Annotated in this window: 20 protein-coding genes; 13 read left to right on the top strand and 7 right to left on the bottom strand. The window is 41.1% G+C overall.

The features are described from left to right. The first annotated feature begins 62 nt into the window (after nucleotides 1-62). A complete protein-coding gene (locus tag VB620_RS13620) occupies nucleotides 63-2,117 on the top strand; it encodes a ribonuclease catalytic domain-containing protein (RefSeq protein ID WP_323196693.1) in 2,055 nt (684 codons plus the stop codon). A 175-nt stretch (nucleotides 2,118-2,292) separates the two neighbouring features. Here VB620_RS13620 and VB620_RS13615 read toward each other — a convergent pair whose 3' ends face one another. Continuing rightward, nucleotides 2,293-3,891: a B12-binding domain-containing radical SAM protein gene (locus VB620_RS13615; RefSeq protein ID WP_323196692.1), complete on the bottom strand. Its 1,599-nt coding sequence runs from the start codon at nucleotides 3,889-3,891 to the stop codon at nucleotides 2,293-2,295. 362 nt (nucleotides 3,892-4,253) lie between these two features. Here VB620_RS13615 and VB620_RS13610 point away from each other — a divergent pair, with 362 nt between their 5' ends. The 7 genes from VB620_RS13610 (at nucleotide 4,254) to VB620_RS13580 (ending at nucleotide 6,989) form a co-directional block, all read left to right on the top strand. Next, on the top strand, nucleotides 4,254-4,844 hold the full coding sequence (locus VB620_RS13610) for a hypothetical protein (protein WP_323196691.1): 591 nt from the start codon (nucleotides 4,254-4,256) through the stop codon (nucleotides 4,842-4,844). Between the two features lie 112 nt (nucleotides 4,845-4,956). Continuing rightward, nucleotides 4,957-5,166, top strand: a complete 210-nt coding sequence (locus tag VB620_RS13605) for a hypothetical protein (protein ID WP_323196690.1) — start codon at nucleotides 4,957-4,959, stop codon at nucleotides 5,164-5,166. After that, nucleotides 5,156-5,545, top strand: coding sequence for a type II toxin-antitoxin system VapC family toxin (locus tag VB620_RS13600; RefSeq protein WP_323196689.1), 390 nt, complete (start codon nucleotides 5,156-5,158; stop codon nucleotides 5,543-5,545). The genes VB620_RS13605 and VB620_RS13600 overlap by 11 nt, the downstream gene beginning before the upstream one ends. A gap of 88 nt (nucleotides 5,546-5,633) precedes the next feature. Beyond that, entirely contained in the window at nucleotides 5,634-5,927 is a 294-nt protein-coding gene (locus VB620_RS13595) for a DUF433 domain-containing protein (RefSeq protein ID WP_323196688.1), read from the top strand. Beyond that, nucleotides 5,924-6,268 (top strand): DUF5615 family PIN-like protein, encoded by a 345-nt coding sequence (locus VB620_RS13590; RefSeq protein WP_323196687.1) that lies wholly within the window; start codon nucleotides 5,924-5,926, stop codon nucleotides 6,266-6,268. The genes VB620_RS13595 and VB620_RS13590 overlap by 4 nt, the downstream gene beginning before the upstream one ends. 158 nt (nucleotides 6,269-6,426) lie before the next feature. Further along, a complete protein-coding gene (locus VB620_RS13585) occupies nucleotides 6,427-6,651 on the top strand; it encodes a DUF433 domain-containing protein (protein ID WP_006195067.1) in 225 nt (74 codons plus the stop codon). Then, entirely contained in the window at nucleotides 6,648-6,989 is a 342-nt protein-coding gene (locus tag VB620_RS13580; RefSeq protein WP_323196686.1) for a DUF5615 family PIN-like protein, read from the top strand. Before VB620_RS13585 ends, VB620_RS13580 begins: the two co-directional genes overlap by 4 nt. A 42-nt stretch (nucleotides 6,990-7,031) precedes the next feature. On the opposite strand, the gene VB620_RS13575 is transcribed toward VB620_RS13580, so the two are convergent. Together VB620_RS13575 and hemE are read right to left on the bottom strand one after the other, a co-directional pair. Further along, entirely contained in the window at nucleotides 7,032-7,988 is a 957-nt protein-coding gene (locus VB620_RS13575) for an NAD-dependent epimerase/dehydratase family protein (RefSeq protein WP_323196685.1), read from the bottom strand. A gap of 319 nt (nucleotides 7,989-8,307) precedes the next feature. Beyond that, a complete protein-coding gene (gene hemE, locus VB620_RS13570) occupies nucleotides 8,308-9,363 on the bottom strand; it encodes a uroporphyrinogen decarboxylase (protein ID WP_323196684.1) in 1,056 nt (351 codons plus the stop codon). A 284-nt stretch (nucleotides 9,364-9,647) separates the two neighbouring features. Between hemE and VB620_RS13565 the strand changes: the two genes are divergently transcribed. Together VB620_RS13565 and VB620_RS13560 are read left to right on the top strand one after the other, a co-directional pair. After that, nucleotides 9,648-10,391, top strand: a complete 744-nt coding sequence (locus tag VB620_RS13565; RefSeq protein ID WP_323196683.1) for a hypothetical protein — start codon at nucleotides 9,648-9,650, stop codon at nucleotides 10,389-10,391. Between the two features lie 30 nt (nucleotides 10,392-10,421). After that, entirely contained in the window at nucleotides 10,422-12,494 is a 2,073-nt protein-coding gene (locus tag VB620_RS13560; protein WP_323196682.1) for a S9 family peptidase, read from the top strand. Nucleotides 12,495-12,678: 184 nt separating this feature from the next. Here the strand turns inward: VB620_RS13560 and VB620_RS13555 are convergent, their stop codons facing one another. The 3 genes from VB620_RS13555 to VB620_RS13545 all read right to left on the bottom strand — a co-directional run bounded on the left by VB620_RS13555 (nucleotide 12,679) and on the right by VB620_RS13545 (nucleotide 17,078). Then, nucleotides 12,679-13,989: an amino acid permease gene (locus VB620_RS13555; RefSeq protein WP_323196681.1), complete on the bottom strand. Its 1,311-nt coding sequence runs from the start codon at nucleotides 13,987-13,989 to the stop codon at nucleotides 12,679-12,681. Between the two features lie 578 nt (nucleotides 13,990-14,567). Further along, entirely contained in the window at nucleotides 14,568-15,737 is a 1,170-nt protein-coding gene (locus tag VB620_RS13550; RefSeq protein WP_323196680.1) for a hybrid sensor histidine kinase/response regulator, read from the bottom strand. Between the two features lie 27 nt (nucleotides 15,738-15,764). Then, nucleotides 15,765-17,078 (bottom strand): ATP-binding response regulator, encoded by a 1,314-nt coding sequence (locus tag VB620_RS13545; RefSeq protein WP_323196679.1) that lies wholly within the window; start codon nucleotides 17,076-17,078, stop codon nucleotides 15,765-15,767. Nucleotides 17,079-18,180: 1,102 nt separating this feature from the next. Here VB620_RS13545 and VB620_RS13540 point away from each other — a divergent pair. Next, the gene (locus tag VB620_RS13540) at nucleotides 18,181-18,903 is read left to right on the top strand and encodes a response regulator transcription factor (RefSeq protein ID WP_323196678.1); all 723 of its coding nucleotides are present in this window, start codon (nucleotides 18,181-18,183) and stop codon (nucleotides 18,901-18,903) included. Nucleotides 18,904-18,918: 15 nt separating this feature from the next. Here VB620_RS13540 and VB620_RS13535 read toward each other — a convergent pair whose 3' ends face one another. Beyond that, on the bottom strand, nucleotides 18,919-20,238 hold the full coding sequence (locus VB620_RS13535; RefSeq protein ID WP_323196677.1) for a lipid-A-disaccharide synthase-related protein: 1,320 nt from the start codon (nucleotides 20,236-20,238) through the stop codon (nucleotides 18,919-18,921). A gap of 241 nt (nucleotides 20,239-20,479) precedes the next feature. On the opposite strand from VB620_RS13535, the gene VB620_RS13530 reads away from it, so the two are divergent. Next, a complete protein-coding gene (locus VB620_RS13530; RefSeq protein WP_323196676.1) occupies nucleotides 20,480-22,513 on the top strand; it encodes an outer membrane protein assembly factor in 2,034 nt (677 codons plus the stop codon). 385 nt (nucleotides 22,514-22,898) lie between these two features. Further along, entirely contained in the window at nucleotides 22,899-24,467 is a 1,569-nt protein-coding gene (locus tag VB620_RS13525; protein ID WP_323196675.1) for a serine/threonine protein kinase, read from the top strand. Nucleotides 24,468-24,520 lie beyond the last annotated feature (53 nt).

The following is a 24,520-nucleotide window of genomic DNA, read 5'->3' as shown; positions in this document are numbered from 1 at the left end:
ATCAAAACTCCTAACTCTGAACTTCCAACTATTGAAAATGTTCACTAATAATTGCGAGAGTTGTGGATAAGGGTACGCTAGTTGAATTTAGGGTTCAAGGCGATCGCCGTCTGGGTGTAGTAGATCGCCCGGACGGTAAAACCCGTTGGTTTGTGATAGATGAACGGGGTCAATCTCACAGCCTCGCGCCTAGACAAATTACTTATATAGTTAACGGACAAACCTATAAACCCTCTGAAATAGCTAGTTTTCAAGAGCAGGTTCAACCTTACATAGATCCCTCTAGTCTGGAAGTAGCTTGGGAATTATTGGTGGAGGATGGAGAAGCAGTCACACCATCCCAAATGGCGAATCTGTTGTTTTCCGAATCAGAGTCATCAGCTTGTTACGCTGCTCATTGCTTGTTATCAGAAGACACATTCTATTTCAAGCAAAAAGGGGAAACCTACGAACCTCTGACAGCCAGTAAAGTAGCAGAAAAGAAACACCAAGCCGAAGTAAAAGCACTCAAAGCTAGGGGACAAGAAGAATTTTTAGCGCGTGTAGAGCAAGCCCTCCAGGGTGAGAAAGTGGATTGGCAACGCCACGACCGCCAGCGATTAGAAGCATTAGAAAAATACGCAGCGCTGGTGGCTGATGTCGTGAAGATGGGAGTAAATTATGATGCTTTAGCTCGTGCCTATCCTCCCCCAGGGCCAGTGTTAGAAACCATGAAGATGCTGGAACGTCCTGCTACTCCCCCAGGAGCCTTTCAATTATTGGTGGATTTGGGTTGGTGGAATGCCAATGAAAACTTATTTCTGCGTCGTTCGTCAATTCCGGTTCAGTTTCCCAGCAAGGTATTAGAAGTGGTGCAACAAAGTTTGGATTTTCCACCCACGGACTTAGATACAAATCGCCTAGATTTGTCTCATTTAAAGGTCTACACAATTGATGATGAAAGCACTACCGAAATAGACGATGGTCTCAGTTGGGAATTACTTCCAGATGGGCGAGAACGTTTGTGGGTACATATTGCCGATCCGACCCGGTGGTTAGTGCCAGAAGATGAGTTAGACTTGGAAGCCAGAAAACGGGGAAGTACAGTGTATTTACCTACGGGGATGGTTCCCATGTTCCCGGAATTACTAGCAACTGGCCCGATGAGTTTAGTACAGGGAAGGGTATCCTGTGCTTTGAGTTTTGGGGTGGTGTTAGATGAAACCGGGGGTGTAGAAGATTATACAATTCATCCTAGTTTTATTAAGCCCACTTATCGCCTCACCTACGAAGATGTGGATGAGATGCTGGAGTTAGGTGTAGAAGCAGAACCAGAAATTGAGGCGATCGCTAACTGGGCAAAACAGCGCAAATCCTGGCGATATAATCAAGGAGCCATCAGTATCAATATGCCGGAGGCGACGATCAAAGTCAAAAACGACCAGATCGACATTGATATTTTAGATGATTCCTCATCCCGGCAATTAGTAGCGGAAATGATGATTATGGCGGGTGAAGTAGCCGCCCGTTACGGTCAAGCCCACAATATACCTTTACCCTTTCGCGGTCAACCCCAACCAGAATTACCTCCAGACGAAGAATTGCTTTTACTCCCAGCCGGATTTGTCCGCGCTTGCGCCATGCGTCGTTGTATGCCCAAGAGTGAAATGAGCATCACCCCTCTACGTCATGCTGGTTTGGGTTTAAATACTTACACTCAAGCAACATCACCCATCCGCCGCTACAGTGACTTACTGACTCACTTTCAACTTAAAGCCCACTTACGGGGTGAGAGTTTGCCCTTTACAGCCGACCAACTGCGAGAAGTGATGATGACAGTCACCTCTACCACCCAAGAAGTGACAATGGTAGAACGGCAAACTAATAGATATTGGGCTTTAGAATATTTGCGTCGTCATCCCGACCAAGTTTGGGACGTAACAGTTTTAATGTGGCTAAGAGAAGACAGCAACTTGGCATTAATTCTGATAGAAGATTTAGGCTTACAGTTACCCATGTTCTTTAAACGTTCTGTAGGTTTGGGAGAACAGGTATTAGTGAAAGTTAGTCACGCTGATCCGCAAAAAGATATGATTCAGTTTCAAGAAATCATTTATCAAGAAAGCCAGTCAACTTAGCTGTGTGGATTTTAAATAATCACGATCCCAGAGAAGCAGTTGGTGGAGAAAATGGGAAAGTTTTTCTGTGATTGATTTTACTTGAAATTGGGTTTAAAAAAGAATGTAGAGAGGTTACAGAAAACATCTCTACAAAGGTTCGGTAAAACAAATATTTTAATTCTGTCGCAATCGACTAACTAGCTACTGCTTCCGCTTTTTCCTCAGCTTTTGGTTCTACCAGTACATAAGGTTCTTCTGCACCTTGTGCTAAATACTCAGCTACCTGACTTTCGATTTGATCGCGGACAATTTGGCGATACTCTAGAAAATGCTCATTGTGAGCGCAGGCAGAGATATAATGTTCTAGAACTCCGGGGTTACGTTTGAGGATACTAAACAGGTGATGCCAGAATTTCCAGCGAGTTTCGCGGACGATACCTTGTCGCCAAATTACAATTAGTAACGCCTTGACAATAATCCATTCCGGCATTTTGGCGGGTGCTTTCCATTTTGGCAAACCCATCATTAAGAAACAGCGATAGGTACGATCCAAATAGTTAATTGGATCATATAAAGTGCAGAACGCTTCAATATATTCTCTACCAATATCTTCTAAAGGACGGGTAGGCAGAAAATTCATCAACGTGGTTTGGTTGATGTTACCATCTTGATTTTCTCGCAGTCTGCCTTCTCTTTTCAAACGATGCCATAATGCTGTGTTTGGTAAGGCTTGTAACATTGCAAAGGTGGTAGAGGGAATTGCTGCTTGTTCTGCAAATCTAACAATGCGATCGCCAGCACCTGCTTTTTCCCCATCAAATCCGATAATAAACCCAGCCATTGGCCGCAATCCAGCTTTGATAATGGTTTGCACCGCATCGGCTAGGGAACTGCGGGTATTTTGAAACTTCTTCGTTAATTGCAGACTCTCTTCATCTGGTGTTTCAATTCCCAAGAACACCGCAGAGAAACCAGACTCAACCATCAACTCCAGCATTTCTGCATCTTGTGCTAAATCAATAGAAGCCTCAGTATCAAAGCGGAAAGGATACTCATGTTCTGCCATCCAGACTTTCAACTCTTTCAGCAACAATTTCACATTACGTTTGTTACCGATAAAGTTGTCATCCACCATAAATACACCCCGCCGCCAACCCAACTCATAGAGGTAATCTAACTCTGCTAATAGTTGTGCTGGGGTTTTGGTGCGTGGTTTGCGTCCGTAGAGAACAATAATGTCACAAAATTCGCACTGGAAAGGACAACCGCGCGAAAACTGCACCGACATCATGTCATAAGCATCAAATTCTAGTAAATCAAACCGGGGAATTGGTGTCCCTGTGACATCTGGCTTTTCTGTGGCGCGGAAAACACCAGAAGTTTCACCCCGTTGAATCGCTTCAATAAACATGGGGAGGGTAATTTCCCCTTCATCGAGAATCAGAAAATCTGCACCGACATTTTCCACTTCATGAGGCACAGAAGTAGGATAAGGACCACCCACAGCAACTAACTTACCACGTCGTTTTGCTTCTTTAATTTGCCCTAATAAATCTTCCTTCTGGACAATCATAGCGGAAAGAATTACCACATCTGCCCATGCCCATTCTTCTTCTGTAATGGCGCGAATGTTACGATCAACGAGCTTAAACTCCCATTCTTGGGGGAGAATTGCTGCGACTGTCACTAACCCCAAAGGTGGTAACAAAACTTTGCGATCGACTAACTCTAGAATTTTCTCATAAGACCAAAAGGTTTTGGGAAATATTGGATATACCAGTAAAATTCGCATATAGTATTAATCCTCACACTGTGATTGTTATCCCAACTTTAACGAAAATAAAGACTTATTGACTTTTTATGAAATTTGCCTTAGTTTACCGTTATTTTTTTGACTTGGCAATTAGACTACAGTGACCGGATAGTTAAGTTTTCTGTTCCAATTAAGAATAAAGTTATTGAAGAGGATGTTTTAAATTAGTGGCGATAGTGGCGATCGCATTCAGCCTCACCTAGCGATCGCTCACTCATAGCACATTCTTTGACATTAAGGTCGAGTTATTATCACCCAAGATTTAGATTTTTCGATGTTGTTGGCGGTTGCTATAACATCATGTATGTTACGATAATTACATTTTTAATTTACCAAATACTATGGGTGACATAAAAAGAATAGACACAGACGCATACGTTACAGTACAGGGACAGTACGGTGTAGTCAATGAAGGTTCTAGCTATGGAATCATTAATATTCATACAAAGCAGGTAATTGCACGCAATATCTTATCTTTTTTGGATTGTGTAAAAACGCTAGAATATATCCTTGGTAATGCTGAATCTCAAAATTCAGAACCTATCCAAACCTCTGCGTTTATTTCTGAACCAGATGCTCCAAGTAAGTCAAGTCAGGAAGCTATTAATACCGAAACCAAAAAACTAGATGAGCTAGATTTAGCCCTTGCAAGAAGTTTAGCGTCCTATTTTGAAGAAATGGATGGTAAGATACGCAAATATTATCGAGATCATCATGCGTCGCGGGAAGAAGCAGATGTGATAGCAAGCTATTACTTAAAGATTGCTAGTGTCGTTAGAAATGTTAAAACTCCACAAGATGTAGAAAAACTAATTAAATCTATAGAAACTCTCAAGGAAAAGGTTAGTCGCTACAACCATGACAGCTACAAATATCGTTGGTCTACAAGTTTAGAAAAAGCAGTGTTAGTGAAGTTAAGGAAAATGATATAGAACCCATTTCCAGAGGGAAGCGATCGCGTAAGCGCTGACTTGTCAGTTTGCGTGAGATAAACTAGAAGAGAGTGATTTCCACTTATTATTTATGCTTTAGAGTCTTAAATATATGACAAACCGTGAGCAATTAATCCAAGAACTCGAACAAGCTCCTGATGATATTGTGGAAATGTTACTAGACTTTTTGCATCGTGTTAAGGCAACACGTAAAGATCATCCTCTGGCAAAGTTTGCAGGAATTTTAAGCGACGCAGAAGCCGCAGAGCTAAAACACTCAATTACTACAGAATGTCGGCAGGTAGATACAAATGAGTGGTGAAATTGCGCTGGATACTTCTGTTGCAGTTCGTTTCTTAAATGGTGATGCAGCAATTATTGAAAGAGTATTAGCATTACCAGAAGTTATTTTACCTTTAGTGGTAGCAGGAGAATTGTTATTTGGGGCAGAGAATTCATCACGTCCATTGCAAAATTTACCCCGTTATTTAGAGTTTATTTCAATTTGTAAAGTTGTACCCTTGAGAAGAGAAACAACTTCTATCTATGCTCAAACTCGTTTAATGCTAAAGCGGAAAGGCAGACCAATTCCAATGAATGATATTTGGATTGCTGCTCAGTGCTTGGAAAAAGGGTGGATACTAGTTACAGATGATACGGACTTTGACTATGTTGATGGGTTGATATTGGAGCATTGGTAGTTTGGTCAAGCGATCGCACCAGCGCTGACTTGTCAGTTGGCGTGAGATAAACTAGAGAAAATATCAGACTACTTGAGCAAGTTTTATTATGTTTGCTGAAACCTCCTCACGCTATGTTACCCGCAATTCTGAAATTCTAGGTGGAGAGCCAATTATTACAGGAACTCGGACATCTATCCGCGCTATTGTTGGTTTATGGCGATTGGGAATTATGCCAGAAGAAATCCTCAATCATTTACCTCATTTAACACTAGCACAAGTGTTTGATGCGTTGAGTTTTTATCTTGATCATCAAGCAGAAATTAATGATTATATTGAACGAAATCAAGTACCTAATGAATTGATACATCCTTCTGTAAAAAATACATTAGGCACAATATGACCATCTTTGCTGCACTTTATATAGATGAGGATATGTCCGCATTAGTCGCCACTCTTTTGCGTTCTCGTGGTTTGGATGTGACAACCGTTCCTGAACAAGCAACTCTGGGAAAAACTGATCGTGAACAGCTAGAATTTGCAACTTCTCTATGTAGATGCATCCTCACCCATAACCGAGTTGATTTTGAAAGATTGCATCTTCAATTTATAGAGGAAGAAAAACAGCATTTTGGAATTATCGTTGTCCCTCAGAAAAATGCTTATGAAATTGCACAACGGGTTGGCATTTTGGTAAGTACCTTAATGGCTGATGAAATTAAAAATCAGGTATTATATGCCTAATTTCTGTGAAAAATTCAGATCACCCTCATCACCATGAACATTCACCTTCAGCCTATTCTCACTCGCCTTAAACAAGAACTCACTGACTTGTCAGTTCGCATGGGATAAACTAGAGGAGTGCGATCCGCATCTTCAGAGAGATTATGGAGTTATTTTAAATGTCAGTCCTACTGGAAAGAATCACAATCAATCCCAAACAATGTGGTGGTCGTCCCTGCATTCGAGGTATGAGAATTAGAGTATCAGATATTTTAGATTTATTTGCGGCTGGACTCAGTGCAGAAGAAATATTAGCAGAAATGCCTGATCTTGAGGCTGATGACTTAAAAGCAGCACTTTCCTATGCTTCTCGTAAACTCAATCATCCAGTCCTAGTAGCATGACAATCTGGGTAGATGCACACCTATCACCAGCGATCGCAACTTGGATTACTACTACCTTTGGTATTACAGCATTTGCTTTACGCGATCTGGGTTTAAGAGATGCGGAAGATCCTGAGATTTTCGAGGTAGCAAAATCTCAAGGAGTTATTTTTATAACCAAAGACAGTGACTTTATTGAACTGGTAGATCGTCTGGGAACACCACCACAAATTATTTGGTTAACTTGTGGAAATACTTCCAATGCTAGATTACAAGAGATTTTAATAAAAACTCTACCAAAGGCGTTAGAGCTTTTACAATCAGGTGAAGCTTTAGTTGAGATCAGTGGAGACTATTAGGTTACAAATTTTTCGCTGATTTTGTATAAAAATAACCTACCTTTATTTCCCCCCTTTCACACCACTAATTTTTAAAACATCGCTCATAGTTGCACAGTAATTTGGTAAGCCCAAACTGGCGGGATTGACTACATTTTCATAACTAAAATGGCGATTGTTCATGCAGAATCTATCCCAAGCAGCCATTTGAATCCGAAATACAGCAATAATCAAATTAGCTAATGCTAACGATAGAGGAATGCGAAAATAAATCTTTTTACCCAAATAATTGCAGACTTCTTCCACTGCTTGATTAGCTGTTAACGCTTGTTGTCCTAAAACAAACTTGCGGGGTTCATTTTCCTGGGGAGGAGAATCAATTAAATATTGTACAGCCGTCGCAATGTCTCGCCCGTGAATAAAGTGAAAACTGCCATCTACCTGCAAACAGCGAATTAAATTAATATATTTAGTGACTTCTGGGATTCCCGATGTCAGATGAGAATAAGGTTTTTGATCATCGCCGCCCAAAACTAAAGTAGGGAAAACCTTAGTAATTTTTGGGGCTATTTCTAGCTGGGACATTTTTTGTAAACAATCATATTTAGAACGAATATAATCTGTGCCAATTTCCCCAGCTTCTTTGAGGGGTTGATTGTTTCGATCTAAAACACTAGCTGTAGAAAAATAAATTACCTGTTCACAGCGCTGCGGATCTAGCATTTGCATCAATTCTAGAGTCTTGGAGACATTAATATCAAATGTGTTATCACCACCCCAAGCCGTAGCCGTGAGGACTGCTGTATCAATTGTGGGGAGCAAATCAGCCAAAAGGCTAATTTTTTGCATATCACCCTGCAAAACGGTGATACCTGGACGCGCCTGAATATCAACTTGCAATTTCTGCGGATTTCTAACCAGTAAATACAACTCGTGATTAGTATTTTGAATTAAAGCTTCTGAAATGTAGTGACCTACACAACCACTTGCACCTGTCACTAAAATCCGTTTCTGGTTCATATTTAAATAAAATTAGTAATTACAAATCAAGAATTAAAAATAAGGTGATAAGTTCCACTCTTAACTCTGCGCTCTCTGTGTCTCTGTGGTTAGATAATTGATTTTTAGGCGTTGATAAACTTGAATATGAAATACCAAAAACACATCTCTTAAACTCTTGCTCTCCGCGCCTCTGCGCCTCTGCGTGACACTAATTCATATCTTAATTCAGCAACACCAATTTTGAAACAATAGTTTCGTCGGGTGTATTAAGCAACAGGCGACCGCACCATTTGAGATTTTCGGTGCGTTAGGACTAAAGTCCATAACGCACCCTACTTTAAACGCCTACAGATTTGAGTTGTTTTGCTGTTTCAAAAAAGAAAGCAACGTTTTCTTCTGGAGTTTCTGGTAGTACACCATGACCGAGATTGAGAATATGTCCCCAATTACCAGCTTTCTGCACTGTATCAAGGATGCGATCGCGGATAAACTCTTTAGAACCAAATAACACACCAGGGTCAAGATTTCCCTGAACTTTGACGTGTTTACCTAATCTGGCTCGTGCTTCCGCCATATCCACCGCCCAATCCACAGTCACAATATCTGCACCAGATTTGGGCATTCTTTCCAGCACACCCGCACTACCGCTAACCAACAAAATTAACGGTGTATCAGGGTGAGTTTCCTTAACTTGCTGAAAAACTCTTTGCTGATAAGGCAGAGCAAAGGTGTCATAATCTTGGGGACTCAGTTGACCAGCCCAAGAGTCGAACATCTGTACCACTTGAGCGCCACAGTCAATTTGATAGCGTGTATAAACGGCGATCGCATCAGCTAATTTAGCTAACAGCTGATGTAACATCGTCGGATCTGAAAACGCCATATTTTTGATCACAGAGTAGGTTTTAGAACCTTTACCCTCCACTGCATAAGCCGCTAAAGTCCAAGGCGCACCTACAAAGCCTAAAACAGTGGACTGATTCCCTACTTCCTGGGATAACGCCTGCAATATAGTCTTGATAAACGGTAATGCTGCTTCTGGCTCTAAAGGACGCAGAGCATCAATTTGTGCTTGGCTGCGGAGGGGCGATTGAATGATGGGGCCTTTACCTTCTGCAATGTCCATCTCAATGCCCAAACCAGGCAATGGGGTAACAATATCGGAAAATAAAATCACTCCGTCTGGCTGGAATGCTCTCCAAGGTTGTAAGGAAACTTCTATAGCCACTTCGGGAATTTCCGAGCGATCGCGGAAAGAAGGATATTTTTCCCTTAAATCTCGATATGCTTTCATATATCGTCCCGCTTGTCGCATCATCCAGACAGGAGGACGATCTACTACTTCACCACGTGCAGCCCGAAGCAGATGAGGAGCCGTTAATGCAAGACCCATTTAACACTTCATCCTAAGTCATTATATTTATTTGACATACCTCCTCGTCCTAAAGTCCGAGGATTCCTTGACCCTTCTTCGGGTTGTGCTACCAAGGTAGTCTTACCATCCCTCCACGTCCGTTTAAAGTCTCCCAATGCCCTATGGCGACTAAATTCTCATCTTACCAGAAAGCCGTCCTAGAAGGACTAGGCTTGTATTCCTTTATTCTCGGTCACTGTTTAGCTTATCATTCTGAGATTACGCTTTTTCGGGAGGTTCCTTTCCTAGAACATTAACTTAATATGCACACAGACGCTCATAGTCCAACTGACCATACATCTAGCCTCCACCCAGGGAAGTTTTTGATCCCACGTTCAGGCCGACGAGAATTTTTTTTCCTGTTTACCTTAATGACCATTTTAGGATGGGTTGTAGGTGGAATTTCTAGCATCGGTTTAGAAAAAAGTATACTGGGAGGACTACCTCCTGCGGATTCTTTTCACTGGGTAAAAATCCTGGGAAACATTGTGTTTGCTCTAGTTTTTGCCGCAGATCAAGCCCTGGTCTTGCGTCGCTATATCTCCGGTAGACTCTGGATATTGGCTACTAGTATAGGTTGGTTGATTGCCAATAGCATTGCGATCGCCTGGCTGAAATATATTTCTGCAATTGCTGGTGTCAATCAAGATATATCTCCTGACTTAGCTTTCCTCTGGGGGTTTGTGTCAACAATCTCATATATTCTCACAGGAATTTGGCTGGGATTGTGCCAATGGTTAGTATTGCGGCGTTACGCCAAACCAGCTTGGTGGTGGATTTTTCTACCCTCCCTGTCCTTCTGCTTGATTAGTCTTGGCGTTTGGTTCCTCTCTCTTGTCCAAGATTTGATTCCAGAAGTGAATCGGACTCCTATATTGTATTGGAGTGAACAAGGATTTACAGCTATCATTCTCGGAGTTATACCAGCAATTGGCTTGTGTACCTTGAAAAAAAACCCCCATCGCCCAACTACCAGTTCTAGTTCATCTTCCACTCTCAACAGCTAATTGCTGGGTATTTGCCATAGGTTAAAAATTATGAATAAAGATAATGTTTTACAAACAATAGTCACCCCACCGATTGCTGAACAACAGCCAGAGGTTTTAGAGTTACATGGCGATCGCCGAACCGACAAATACTTTTGGATGCGCGATCTAGATAACCCAGAAGTTCCCGCCTATCTGGAAGCCGAAAACGCTTACACAGCAGCGATGACCAAGCATACAGAAGCATTGCAAACCCAGATATACAATGAAATGCTGGCGCGGATTAAAGAAACAGATTTATCAGTACCATTCCGTAAAGATGAATATTATTATTATTCACGCACAGAAGAAGGCAAAGCCTACTCAATTCATTGTCGAAAAAAGGGGAGTTTAGATGCTCCTGAAGAAGTGCTAATTGATGAAAACGAATTAGCCCAAGGACATGATTTTTTTGAATTGGGTGTATTTGATATTAGCCCCAATCACCAAATATTAGCTTATTCCTTTGATACTAGCGGTTCTGAACAATATACCCTGTGTTTCCTGGATTTAAATACACATCAGTTATATCCAGAAACAATTGCCGAAACTTATTTTTCCTTTGCTTGGGGTAACGATAATCAAACTGGATTTTATACCAAAATAGATGATGCTAATCGTCCTTACCAACTTCTGAAACACACATTAGGAACTTCACCAGAAAAAGATGTGCTGATTTATGAAGAAAAAGATGATATTTATCATTTATATGTGGGTAAAACCCGCAGCGAATCATATATATTGATGCTGTTACAAAGTAGCATCACCACAGAAGTTCACTATTTGGATGCTAATCATCCCCAAGGTGAGTTTCAAATAGTTCATCCCCGGACTACAGGAGTAGAATATGATGTTGATCACCATAGAGATCACTTTTACATCGTTACTAACGAAAAAGCCACTAATTTTAAATTAGTGAAAACACCTGTAACTAAGCCATCGCAAGAAAATTGGCAAACTATAATTCCCCACAGAGAAGATGTACTGCTATTAGGAATAAGTCTATTTGCCAATCACTTAGTAATTTATGAAAGAACAGGCGGATTACAAACTGCAAGGGTGCAGAACTTCTCCACAGGGGAAGAAAATAATATTAGTTTTCCTGAACCAACTTATGAATTTGATGAAGGTAATAACCCAGAATTTAATACTAATGTTTTGAGGTTTCATTACACTTCTTTAATTACTCCCCAATCTGTGTTTGATTACAACATGGAAACAAATCAGAGGGAATTGAAAAAACAAACAGAAGTTTTGGGTGGCTACGATAAAACTCAATATCAGAGTCAGTGGCTGATGGCTACTGCAACCGATGGGACAAAAATTCCCATCTCCATTGTTTACAAACAGGGAATTAACAAGGATAGTAAAAATCCTTTGTTGCTCACAGGGTATGGTGCTTATGGTTCTTCTTATCCAGCATCCTTTTCATCAACCAGATTAACACTATTAGACCGGGGAGTAGTGTTTGCCATTGCTCACATTCGTGGTGGCGAAGAAATGGGGCGTGAGTGGTATGAACAAGGAAAGTTCCTACACAAAAAGAATACCTTTACAGATTTTATCGCCTGTGCAGAGTATTTAATTGCTGAAGGTTGGACAGCTAGCGATCGCCTAGCAATTACTGGCGGTAGTGCTGGGGGTTTATTAATGGGTGCAGTCATAAATATGCGTCCCGATTTATTCAAAGCAGTAGTAGCTAATGTCCCCTTTGTCGATGTAGTCACAACAATTCTTGATACCTCTCTACCCCTGTCAGCAATGGAATGGGAAGAATGGGGAAATCCCAATGACACAGTTTATTATGACTACATGAAATCCTACTCTCCCTACGATAATGTCACCGCTAAGGAGTACCCAGATTTATTGATTACGGCTGGTTTAAATGATTCCCGCGTCAAATATTGGGAACCAGCCAAGTGGACAGCTAAACTACGGGAAATGAAAGCAGATAATCATTTGCTGCTGCTGAAAACCAACATGGGTGCGGGACATAGCGGCGCATCTGGACGTTATGAAAGCTTGCGAGAACTAGCTTTTGAAGATGCGTTTATTCTCGATAGATTGGGTTTAGGAAATAGTTAATCTTCAGTCACTACAGTCCTGATATCTGGAGATGTTGGGATTGTATAGCAGGGAACAGGGAACAGGGAACACTTCGACAAGCTCAGTGCATCGCAGGGAACAGGGTGGAAACTCGCTAATTGTAAGGGTTTCATGATCTGTTTCTGTCCTAACTTCCTTGGCGGTTGCTATAAAAGGGTTGAGATTAAAGATGTCCAGTCATTGCTAGTATTTGTTTAATCATCAAGATTGATGCAATTACTATGATGATGATCAATGTCAACTTACCACCAGGAACAAGGGGTTTATTTAGACTATTTAACTGCTGTTCTTGGCGTTGCTTCCAACTCATTAATGCTGGAATTATCCCGCCTAAAACTGAAATACTAAAAGTTCCAGCAAAATCTAGGGCGCTAAAAAAAAGGCTGGGATTAATTGCGCCCAAACTCATGGGAGGTAGGAGAATTAGTGAATAAAGGGGTAGACGGCTAGAAGGTTTACCCTCTGTAACGGGGAAGATATCTTGAAAAAAATCTAGCAACCCGTAGACAAAACCAATAAATGAAGTAGCGATCGCAAACTCTGAAAAAATAGATAATAAAACTCCCAAACCAGACCCATTACCACCACTCCGGAGTATTTGCAGAGGGTCAAAATTATCAGTGCTTTGTACCATTTCCGGATTAAAACTGCCCAAAATCACAGCATTCCAGATCAAAAACATGATTAAAGGAATCAAAGAACCAATAAGAATAGACTGGCGAATTTTGGGGATATCTCCTTCCAATTGAGTCACCACCACTGGGACAACATTATGGAAAAACAGCGCCACTAACATCACAGATACAGCACTTCCCAAAGCTGTCCAATTATGAGTAAACAGTTGCACAGTCTTCACCTGTCCTCCTCCCAGAAACAAGAGTCCCACAAATGAAGTAATAACAATTACGACAAAGGTGCTGTTGAGTTTCTCAATGAATTTTTCTCGCCCCAGATACATAATTCCACCAAATATAACGGTGAAAGTCATTGTTCCCAGCCAAGCTGGAGGAATTTTTTCTAGTCCCCATAACTGAGAAACCCCAGAGACTAAAATATTTCCCCCTTCAGTCATGTAAGCGACCAGCAAAGCATAGTTTAAAAACAAGTATGCAGCGCCAGCAATTCGCGCCCCCACAAACCCCAAAGTTCCCTCGACCATTGACAACAGTCCAATACTCAAACGTCCTTGTAAACGCATAGCATTGACGCAAACTTCAGCCAGCAACAGACCAGAAATCACAGTGTAAAGCCATACAGCAATTAACAAGACTGTGGACGGAAAAACGCCAGAGGGTAGAGTTACAGCAGGTAAAGCTAGAATCCCAGCACCAACAGTTGTCCCTGCAATCAGCGCAATATTTCCGAATACACTACCTGGTTGATGACTAAATTTATTTTCATTGAGTTCAACGTGAGAACATAAGCGAGTGACTTCCTCAGAATGCAACTGGAAAACAGGTTGTGTTGGAGTCATGCAGTGATAAGTGTCCGAACTAAATGCAGACTGTTAAATTATGTAACTTATTTTAGCATTAACCCCAATTAACCGATTTTGCAGTCAAGAAAGCCTAATTGTAAGTTAAGTAAAACTAACTCGTTTTTCGTTCTTCTCTTTGTGTACTTTGCGGTTCGTTTTCTCCTAAAAAATCAACCCGATTCTTGGGTACTGGAGTTTAGACTTTTGCCATTTCCTAACCACCTTGGCAGTTGCTATAAAATTAGCGATCGCATCGTGATCTAAAATAAAAACCACATAATATTAATACCAATTTAATATAAAGATGCAAACAAACCTGATTCTTAATTGGTAGCAAAAAGCCGTCAGTATGTTAGATATTCTCTGACCGGGTGGGAGTGGAACTGATGTTGTGCATGATCTCAAACAAGAACCGCTAACTAGCGAAATTCTAGTGATTGCAGTCACGGTGTTAATCGAGAAAGCTTGCTTGACGACTAGATCATTAAGCCTTATATGATTGAGGATCTAGAGGCGATAATTTGCCCCTTGCTAGGTGGTAATCTCAATTCTCGACTTCACAGAAGTGCTGATTGCTAAGTTATGAGATGATTTAGGCTTTGGTGATGGTCAGGGCTAATATGTTTTGGGAGTGTAACCGTAAATACACTACCTCTTCCTGGTTCAGAGGAAAGTGTAATTGTGCCGGCGTGTGCTTCGATAATTCGGCTGGATAGATGTAGACCTAAGCCACTACCAGAACGTTTATTTCTACCTTGGCGAAATCTTTCAAATACGGTGGGTTGATCTTCTGGCGCAATACCATAACCTGTATCTATGACTTCAATGATTACGCAATCTTCACCCTGAGAATTAACTGATTTTTCGCAAATACAAACTTCTATACCTCCTGTATCTGTAAACTTGATAGCGTTGGCAATTAAGTTGTTAAATACCCGTCGCAGTTCCAGAGGATCGCCCATGACGACACCAGCGTTTTCTTTCTGTGGAGTTAAGTGGCTGGTATCTATTTTTAAGGCTAAATTTTTCTCGCTAGCGAGGGGAGTAAGTTCGCTACTGACTTCTTGAATAATTTCTGGGAGATTGCACAGGTCGTCATTTAAGGTTTTTTTACCAGCCTCGAAGCGATAAACTTCTAATAAGGTGTTGACCATCTGCATTAAATTTTTATTACTGCGAATCATGACGGCGATCGCCTGTTTCATTTCTGGGGAAATTTTGCAGAAGGTTTCCTGTTGAAATAAACCCAGCATCCGATCAGCAGCGACTAGGGGAGTACGCAAATCATGGGTTAAACGCGAGACAAAATCTTCGCGCTGACGTGCCATTTTTTTTTGTTCGTCTAGACTATTTTTGAGGCGCAGTAGCGATCGCACTCTAGCCAGAAGTTCATCAGTATCAAATGGTTTACGAATAAAATCATCTGCACCTGCATCCAAACCTTCCACAACGCTGGATTGGTGAAAGGCGGTAATTAGTAGAATGGGAATATAGTTAATATTCAGTTCAGGGTTGTTCCGAATCCGGCGAGTGACTTCATAACCATCAATTCCTGGCATCATCACATCTAATAAAATCAGATCGGGCGGAGATTTTTCAATATGTTGCAAAGCTGTTAAACCATCCGCAACTAAGTCCATCTCATAACCCTCACTTTCGAGAATTGTCTGCACTAAAATCAGATTATCTCTAGTATCATCAACGGCGAGAATACGATCAATTTTTGGCTTTTCCAGAACAGACATGGTTTATCAACGGCTTCTGACAATAATTTATAGCTTAATGTGAGGAAAACTCACGGATGCTGGGCTAGATTTCGGCGGAGATTGGTGGGGATTCTGCACAGAACAAAAGATATTCTGTCCATTGAAATTTAAAGTGGGTAGTCTGGCTACGGGGGTTGGTGAAGAAAGTTCCCTTGGTATTTCAATTGTAAACATAGAACCAACTCCCAATTTGCTTTTTAAAATTATTTTGCCACGCATCATTTTGACTAAGGAATCGATGATTGCTAAACCTAGTCCTGTACCAGGATATTTGCGAGTCAGACTTTGATCTACTTGGCGGAAAGGTTGAAAAATATTTTGGAAATCTTGAGGATCTATACCAATACCTGTATCTCGAACTGCGATCGCCAATCGATTTTGAGGCAGTTCTTTTAATTCTATCCAAATGTAACCAGATTCGGTGAATTTAATGGCATTAGATAGTAAATTAATTACAACTTGCTGCACACACATTGAATCATTAAATATCAGAGGGTTTCGTATATCAATATCGACTTGCAAAGATAAGTTTTTGGCTTCAGCTAAAGAACGCATTTCCAATATGACAGTATTCATCACTTTTGTTAAATCAAATAATTCCGACTTTAATTCTAGTCGCCCTCCTTCCAAGTTAGAAAAATCCAGAACTTCATTTAATAACACTAGCAAATGTTTACTATTGTTTAATATTCGCTCCACCATATCTGCTTTTTTATGGCTGAGTTGACCAAACCTTGGGCGCAACAATATTTGAGAAAATCCAATAATGGCATTCATCGGAGTCCGCAATTCATGAGAAATTGTAGCGAAAAACTGCGACTTTAACCTTGATGCTTCTAATAATTTGATGTTTTGTAACTGAATCTCTTGTCTTTGTCGTTCTAGTTCTTTATTTTGGCGCATCAGCTGCTGATTTGCTAAAGCTATCTCCATTTCAGCATTTTGGATGCGAATTGCATGGCGTACAACCAGTGTTAATGTTTCTGCACAGACCTGAGATTTAGAAAGATAGTCTGTAGCACCAGCGTTGATCAATTCCCCAGAATTTTCTTCATCTGTTTGGCTAGTAAGGACTACTAAAGGTACTTTTGTTTCCGCAGAACGTATTCTTGAGATCAGCGTCAAAACGTCTTGATCTGGTAGGCTATCATTGAGGAAAACACAATCATAAGTTGTAGTTTTTAAAGTAGCTACTGCGTCACATACATCAGTTACTTCGGAGAGTTCCATACAAATATCTGCATCAGTCAAAGCTTGACGAACTATAATGCGATCTACTTGATTATTGTCTACAACCAAAATTCTCAGCGTCTGTTTCATTAGTTTTTATTCTCGCTGTCAAATACAGGTTGATATATAGCATCTCTGGTTTCAAAATATCTCATTAAATAATTTTGATTTTTCAGATGTGATTTTATGATTACCATTTTGAATTAAAATATTACCCGCTAGAGATGTAATTTTTACAAAAGTTGGCTGTGAGAGCGCTTTTTGATGCGGTAATGCTATCGTTATGCCCAGTTAATTAGGGGTAATAGCGGTAACAATATAGGGATTAAATTTGATTCTTTTACCTCCATTTGATACTGATTTAGCTTTAATTTGTGATTACTACCACAGAAGTTTCTGATAAGTTGCGATCGCTGACTGCTCTAGAAACAGGAATGAGGATAAAGTCAGATAAAATACTGTATTAACCATAAAAACAATTGTAAATGAGTCCGCTCACGCTCGTCCTCAGTCATTAGTGATAGTTACGTACTAAAATCGCGTACCGTAAGCTTGAAGAGTTTTAATCACTGGTTTACTCAAGCTAATTCCTCCTTAATCTTGTTTTCTTCCGGGTCTAAATTTTTGGTAGAAGACTAGACCAACGTGTATATTTTATTGGCGATCGCCAACCTACAGAGTGATTAAAATTACAATATTCTACTGCTGATCACCTGATAAATTACTGACATTATTATTTCTGGTGCTAAATTTTTCATATTGTTCCCTGTATAAAAACTGTCAATTATTTGACTTGTCAGCCTAGTCTGCCCTGGAAAAGCAGTAGCTCATTTCTGCCTATCCCCAGCCACCGATCAAAGGTAACTAGGCTACCTACTTCATGGGTGATAATTTTTATTCAGGCTGGAGAATACTATGAAATAATCAATGAGTGTTTACTCCTGAAGACATGATATAAATTGACATAAACGATCTTTCATTTCACTATTCCATATAATTAGGGAGAATAACGATATATCTTTAGCTAGATTTTTAACTAAATCAAGACAAAATTTAGCTAGTTGCTACTTCTAGCGAGGGATGCCGGATTGTCGAAAAATCATCTACCTTTGGGTTAGTAAAATAAAATAAACTGCCTAAACAAGATCGTATTATATTCTTCACGATGCAATCATCTACAGCGAGTATGGCAATGAGTGAAATCAGTATTATTTTAATAGAAGATCATGATCTCACCAGAATGGGACTAAAAGCCGCATTACAGTCTCACGGTGGACTGAACGTAATTGGTGAAGCGGCTAATGGGACTCAAGGACTAAAACTTTTGGAAACGGCTAAACCAGATGTGGCAGTTATCGATATTGGTTTACCTGATATGGATGGGATTGAACTCACCCGTAAGTTTAGACGCTACCAAACGGAAACAGGGCAAACCGCGACTAAAATTCTGATTTTGACTATGGATCATACAGAGGATGCGGTACTGGCTGCTTTCGCCGCAGGTGCAGACTCTTATTACATGAAAGAAACCAGCATTAGTAAATTAACCGAGGCTATACAAGCAACTCATGGCGGTAACTCTTGGATTGATCCGGCGATCGCCAATGTGGTATTACGGAAAATGCGCCAAGGGATACCTGGAGAAAATCAACCTGCGGATAAACACAAAACCGTCAAAATTGAAGCCCTAGCCACAGAATACGAACAAGTTTTAGAAACCTATCCTCTGACTCAACGGGAACTGGAAATCCTCGAGTTGATTGTCGCCGGATGCAGCAATGGGCAAATTGCCGAAAAACTATACATCACCGTCGGGACAGTGAAAACCCATGTCAGGAACATTCTTAATAAGCTGTGTGCAGATGACCGTACCCAAGCGGCGGTGAGGGCTTTACGTTCTGGTTTAGTTGGTTGACATTAATTTTCTCTATTAATCAGAGAATTTTTCAGATAAACAATCAGCAATTCTGCGGCCTGCTCCTGGTTTACCCATGCGCCGGCTTCCATTCTCGGAAATTATTTGCAAAATATCAGGATTTTGTAACAGGGATTGCGCTACCTGGGGAACTTGTCCCGGATTGTCTACTAAAGATAAAGATACTCCTAAAAGACGGCTTTGAGCTTCAGCAAAAGCTGGGTTATATTGGGGACCACGACCAGGAATGGCGATCGCAGGTTTACCTAAACCGATGAATTGTTCCGTTGCTGTCCCAGCCATAGCGATCGCTAAATCTCCCCAATACAGACAGTCATTATAGGCTTGCTGGGTGAGGACAACATAACCATTTCTTTGTTTAAATATCACAGCATCAGGATCAGCAATGGGTACAGGAGATTCTGTATAGCTTTGCCAACCTTGGGCTAGAAGAGATTGCGATAAAATACTCATATCTAAACCAGGTGCGATCGCTCCCAGAAATACCACCCTTCCAGAACTTTTTAAAATCGAATCTGCTTCTAACAAACTCGCCATCAATGCAGACACAGCCCTCATAATCACCTCCCAGTTAGCGTAAGCTTCCGGGGGACGAGAACCAGGTAATAAAGTAAACACTAATGGTCTGACCATTTCTGGTTGAATCTCTGCTGATGTCGGTTCCAAATCATCCATCATCGGATTACCCAAATCAACAGCCGGAATTGACCACCTTCGTAAAATTGCCGTAGTCAGCCCATCTCTAGGAAACACAGCCCGACAACGGTCACGACTCATCAACCAACGTTCCCAAGGATGATAAATAGAACCCGAAAAATTTTCCCAACGCGCACCCTTTGACTTTCTCGGTAATATTCCCACCTCATCCCGCACATAATATTCTGATTTTGCAGTACCGACAAAAGCATAATTAGCACCACTAAAATAGGCAAATAACAAAGGGACAATATCCCCCACAGCTAAAACACAACTCTGATTACCTAATGCTTTTTGGGAACCAACCCAACGGCGCATAGCTTGAATTTGATTCACAGTCAGTTGCACCAAACCGCCCCGGACATCCCTCACTAATTGCCGTCCATCCATATAAATAAAGCCCCCAGAAGGCATAGTGCGTACCGAACCAATACAGGGGATACCCAACCGTTGATAAGCCCGCCCTTCACCCACCAAAGGCAATGCAAACATATCTGGGGGGTGTTCTTGTTGCTGGAGTTGCTGCAAAATGCTCACAGCAATTACATCTTCTCCATGACCATTGCTTAAAACTAATAATTGCAAAACAGACCTCACATCTAGAAATAATAGCAACACATTACTTTAGTAATTACGAATACTCTAGACATTCTTGGCGTACTTGGCGACTTGGCGGTTAGATAAAAAATCATCAACCGTCGCCAGTATAAATTCCTGAGAAACAAAATCTTCAAATTCACTGTCTCTTTCAGGAAGAGGTATAAATGAGGATATAAATCCGCCAAGTAGCTGGAAGTTAGTATCATCCTCGTTACTTCACCTCAATACAACTAACTACCAGTGATTTAGATTAAATATTATGAAACTTTCTTCTGCTGCAATTTTAACTTTAGCCACTTTAGCAGCTAGTAATACACAACAAGCAATAGCTAAATCTATCGTTTTGGCTTCTCCTGATCAACCTGGAAAAAATTCCCCTGTACCAGTGATTCAAGAAACACCAACAGGAATTGATTCTATAGCATCTCCAGAAACTTTAACTAATCAACAATTTTCCCAGAATAACGTCATCCTGCAAACAGGTGTAGAAACAAACAGTAGCACCCCATCCTTTTCACCTCCCCCGATACCGATTCCTTCCACTTCCAATGATAATAATTTAGTAGTAACTGCTACAGATATCCAAGTAGTGGGAGTGAGTCAAGAATTGCAGCAAATTGTCCGCCAAGTAATTAAAACTAAAGTCGGATGGGAAACAAGTCAAAGTCAGCTAAAAACAGATGTGGCGGCAATTTTAGAAACTGGTTTATTTGCTAGTGCAAACTTCAATAGCACCACGACTCCCCAGGGATTAAATATAGTGTATCAGGTGCAACCAGTGGTAGTGCGATCGCTGGAACTTGTAGGTGCAAAGATACTCACTTATCAGGTAGCCCAAAAACCTTTTCAAACCCAAATTGGTCAACCCATCAGCCCCGCAACACTCAAACAAGCTGTAGCAGAAATTGATCAATGGTACGCCGACAATGGTTATCCTCTAGCCAACGTCCTCTCCATTCAACCCAACCGCGAAGGTATCCTCAAGGTGAATGTAGCAGAAGGCTTAGTGAGTGAGATTAAATTTCGGTTTCTTAATGATGATGGTGAAAAAGTTGATAGCAAAGGCGAACCAGTTAAAGGACGCACCAAAACCGATTTTCTGCAACAGCAATTAAAACTCCAACCTGGGCAAGTTTTCCAAGAAAATACTGTTCGCCAAGATGTGCAGCAATTATATCGGACTGGGTTATTTGAATCCGTGAATGTTGCCGTTGAAGGTGATGGGAACAACGTTGATTTAATTTATGAACTCAAAGAATTGGGAGCGCGTGCAGTTAACGTGGGTGGTAGCTACAACGCTGATTTAGGATTATTAGGAACCTTAAAATATCAAGATCAAAATATTGGCGGAGAAAATAATAATTTGTCTTTAGATGTGGGTTTGAGTCGTAATGATTTACAGTTTAACACCACATTAAACAGCCCTTATCGTGTCACAGAACCAGACCGCTTAGGGTACAAAGTTAATGCTTTCCGGAGTCGGGAAATTTCCCAGAATTTAGATGATAAGATTACACTCGCTAATGGCGACAAAGTGCGGGAAGGTCAAATCGGTACTAGCATCAGCTTCCAGCAACCCCTGGATAGTTGGGATACCACTTTGGGATTGAATTACACTCGTACTAGTATTAGCGATCGCCAAGGTAATATTACCCCAATAGACGCACAAGGCAATCGCCTCTCAGCCAGTGAAACCGGTATAGATGATTTAGCAACAGTCTCCTTTACCGCCGCCCAAGATAACCGCAATAATCTCTTCAATCCGACGGAAGGCTCTTTACTCAGAGTCAGTACCGAACAATCTATACCCATTGGTCAAGGTAATATTATCATGAATCGCCTCAAGGCAGACTATACACAATATGTACCAGTCAAACTATTTAACACCAATAATTCACAGCAACAAGTATTTGCCGTCAACTTTCAAGCAGGAACAGTAATTGGTGATTTACCACCTTATGAAAGCTTTAACTTAGGTGGTTCTAATTCAGTCAGGGGTTACGATGGCGGAGAAGTTGGTAGTGGTCGCAGTTATGTATTAGCCACCGCAGAATACCGCTTCCCCATTGTGCCAATATTGGGAGGTGTCGTATTTGCTGATTTTGCCTCAGACTTAGGCTCTGGTGATACCGTATTGGGAGATCCGGCTGGTGTCAGAGGTAAACCAGGTAATGGTTTTGGTTATGGCGCTGGAGTTCGTATAGAATCACCTCTAGGCTTAATCCGCGCTGATTATGGTATTAATGACAAGGGAGACAGCAAAGTGCATTTAGGTATCGGCCAGCGATTTTAAACTTCCAGCGTTGCTGCTTTAAATTATCTCCCAACTCCTGTAGAGATGTTTCCTGGAACCTATCTACATTTAAATTCACAGTTCGTCTCAGCAACGCCCAACCAGTAATATAGCAGGGGAGCAGGGGGAAGCCTTGAAACTCTTTAATTACAATGGTTTTATAATATGTTTGTGTCCTAACCACCTTGGCGGTTGCAATAACTTGAATCATCTCTGCCTACGCTCTTCTTCTCCCTGAAAAGCTGCTAATATAATCAGGAGGTTTTCCACTTCGGGACTGCAAAAATAACAAATCTTGATATCAATATCTAGAAAAAACTGGCGATTTGGAATTGCCTGAAGACTCAATTAATACTATCTGCTTACTCAGCATTCAGCACTTCCTATGTTAGCAGGCACAACTTTACAGGGTGGGAAATATACCCTCAACCAAGAAATAGGACGCGGTGGTTTTGGCATTACCTTTAAGGCGACTCATCACTACTTGGGTCACGAGGTAGTGATGAAAACTATTAATGAAAAACTCCGCCAACATCCTGATTTTGCCAAATTTGAGGGTCAATTCCAAGATGAAGCCAGAAGATTGGCTACTTGTATCCATCCTCATATTGTCCGCGTCAGTGACTTTTTTGTAGAAGATGGATTACCTTACATGGTAATGGAATATATTCCTGGTGATACTCTAGGACAAGCATTTGTCTTACCAGCAATTCCTTTACCAGAAACCATAGCAATTCATTACATCCGTCAAATTGGGTCGGCTTTACAAGTAGTACATAACAATGGTTTGCTGCATCGAGATATCAAGCCAGATAATATTATCCTGCGTCACGCAACTCAGGAAGTGGTGCTGATTGACTTTGGTATTGCCCGCGAGTTTAATAATGGTGTGAGGCAAACTCATACTGGCATTGTTTCTGAAGGCTATGCTCCCCTAGAACAGTATTTGACCCAAGCACAGCGCACACCCGCTACAGATGTTTATGGTTTGGCTGCAACTTTGTATGCTTTGTTAACAGCACAAGTTCCCTTACCAGCATTATTGCGCGATCGGGAACAAATGCCCTCTCCCCGCGAACTGCAACCCCATTTGAGTGCAGCAGTTAATGAAGCTATCATGCGTGGTATGGCTATAGAGCCTCAATTCCGTCCGCCTACAGTGGCTGAATGGTTACAATTATTGCCTGGGAATCCGATTAATACACAACATCATCCACTTCCCACTCAAGCTGTAGAAACAGTGGTTTTACCTGTTGACCAACAGCGCCGCAAGATTCCCCAAAAAACTCTCCTCAGTAGCTATAAGCAGCTATCACTACCTCAGAAGCAAGGAGTGGTTAAAGTATTTATAGCTCTGAGTATAGCTGTGCTGGCTGGGACAGCAGGTTTTGGTCTCACCGGTCTATTTTCTAGTTTTCGGTCAGACTCAACTTCATCACCTCTGTTTGAAAATCCCACAATTGAGCCGCAACCCAACACACCATTAGTCAATTCGCCATCTGCATCGGAGGAAGCTGAGAATAATAGTAGACAAAATCGGCGCACTTCTTCACAACGTAATTCTGCACCGGTCAGAACTAATAGACAAACCCAGCGCAATATTCCTGTGGATGAAGATCCAAGTGCAAATACTAATAGCAGCAGTTCGACGGAAAGTGAACCAAAAACCAGTTCTACAGACGAGCCGTCAGTCACACCTACCGCTACTCCCACACCGTCATTAGTAGAAAGACTGCGAGAAGTCCGTTCAGATCGTGAGTCTTTGCGATCGCCGACTAATAGTTTACCAGGTGCTAGCAAAGATATTATTTTACCTCCACCGATTAAACCATCAAATCCGACAATCATACCTACACCGCCAGTACCTACGGAAAATAAACCCTCAGAGCCTCCGACTGTTGTTGTCCCTACTTTGGAAAATAAATCAGATTCTTTAGTGTTACCTAGCGAATAGATGCTAGAGTTTTGCCGATAAAAAACAAAATCCACCTAAACATTTACGTTTTT

Origin of the sequence: Nodularia harveyana UHCC-0300, assembly GCF_034931085.1 — a bacterium.
Lineage (GTDB): Bacteria > Cyanobacteriota > Cyanobacteriia > Cyanobacteriales > Nostocaceae > Nodularia > Nodularia harveyana.
This window is presented reverse-complemented; position numbering and strand designations above follow the sequence as displayed.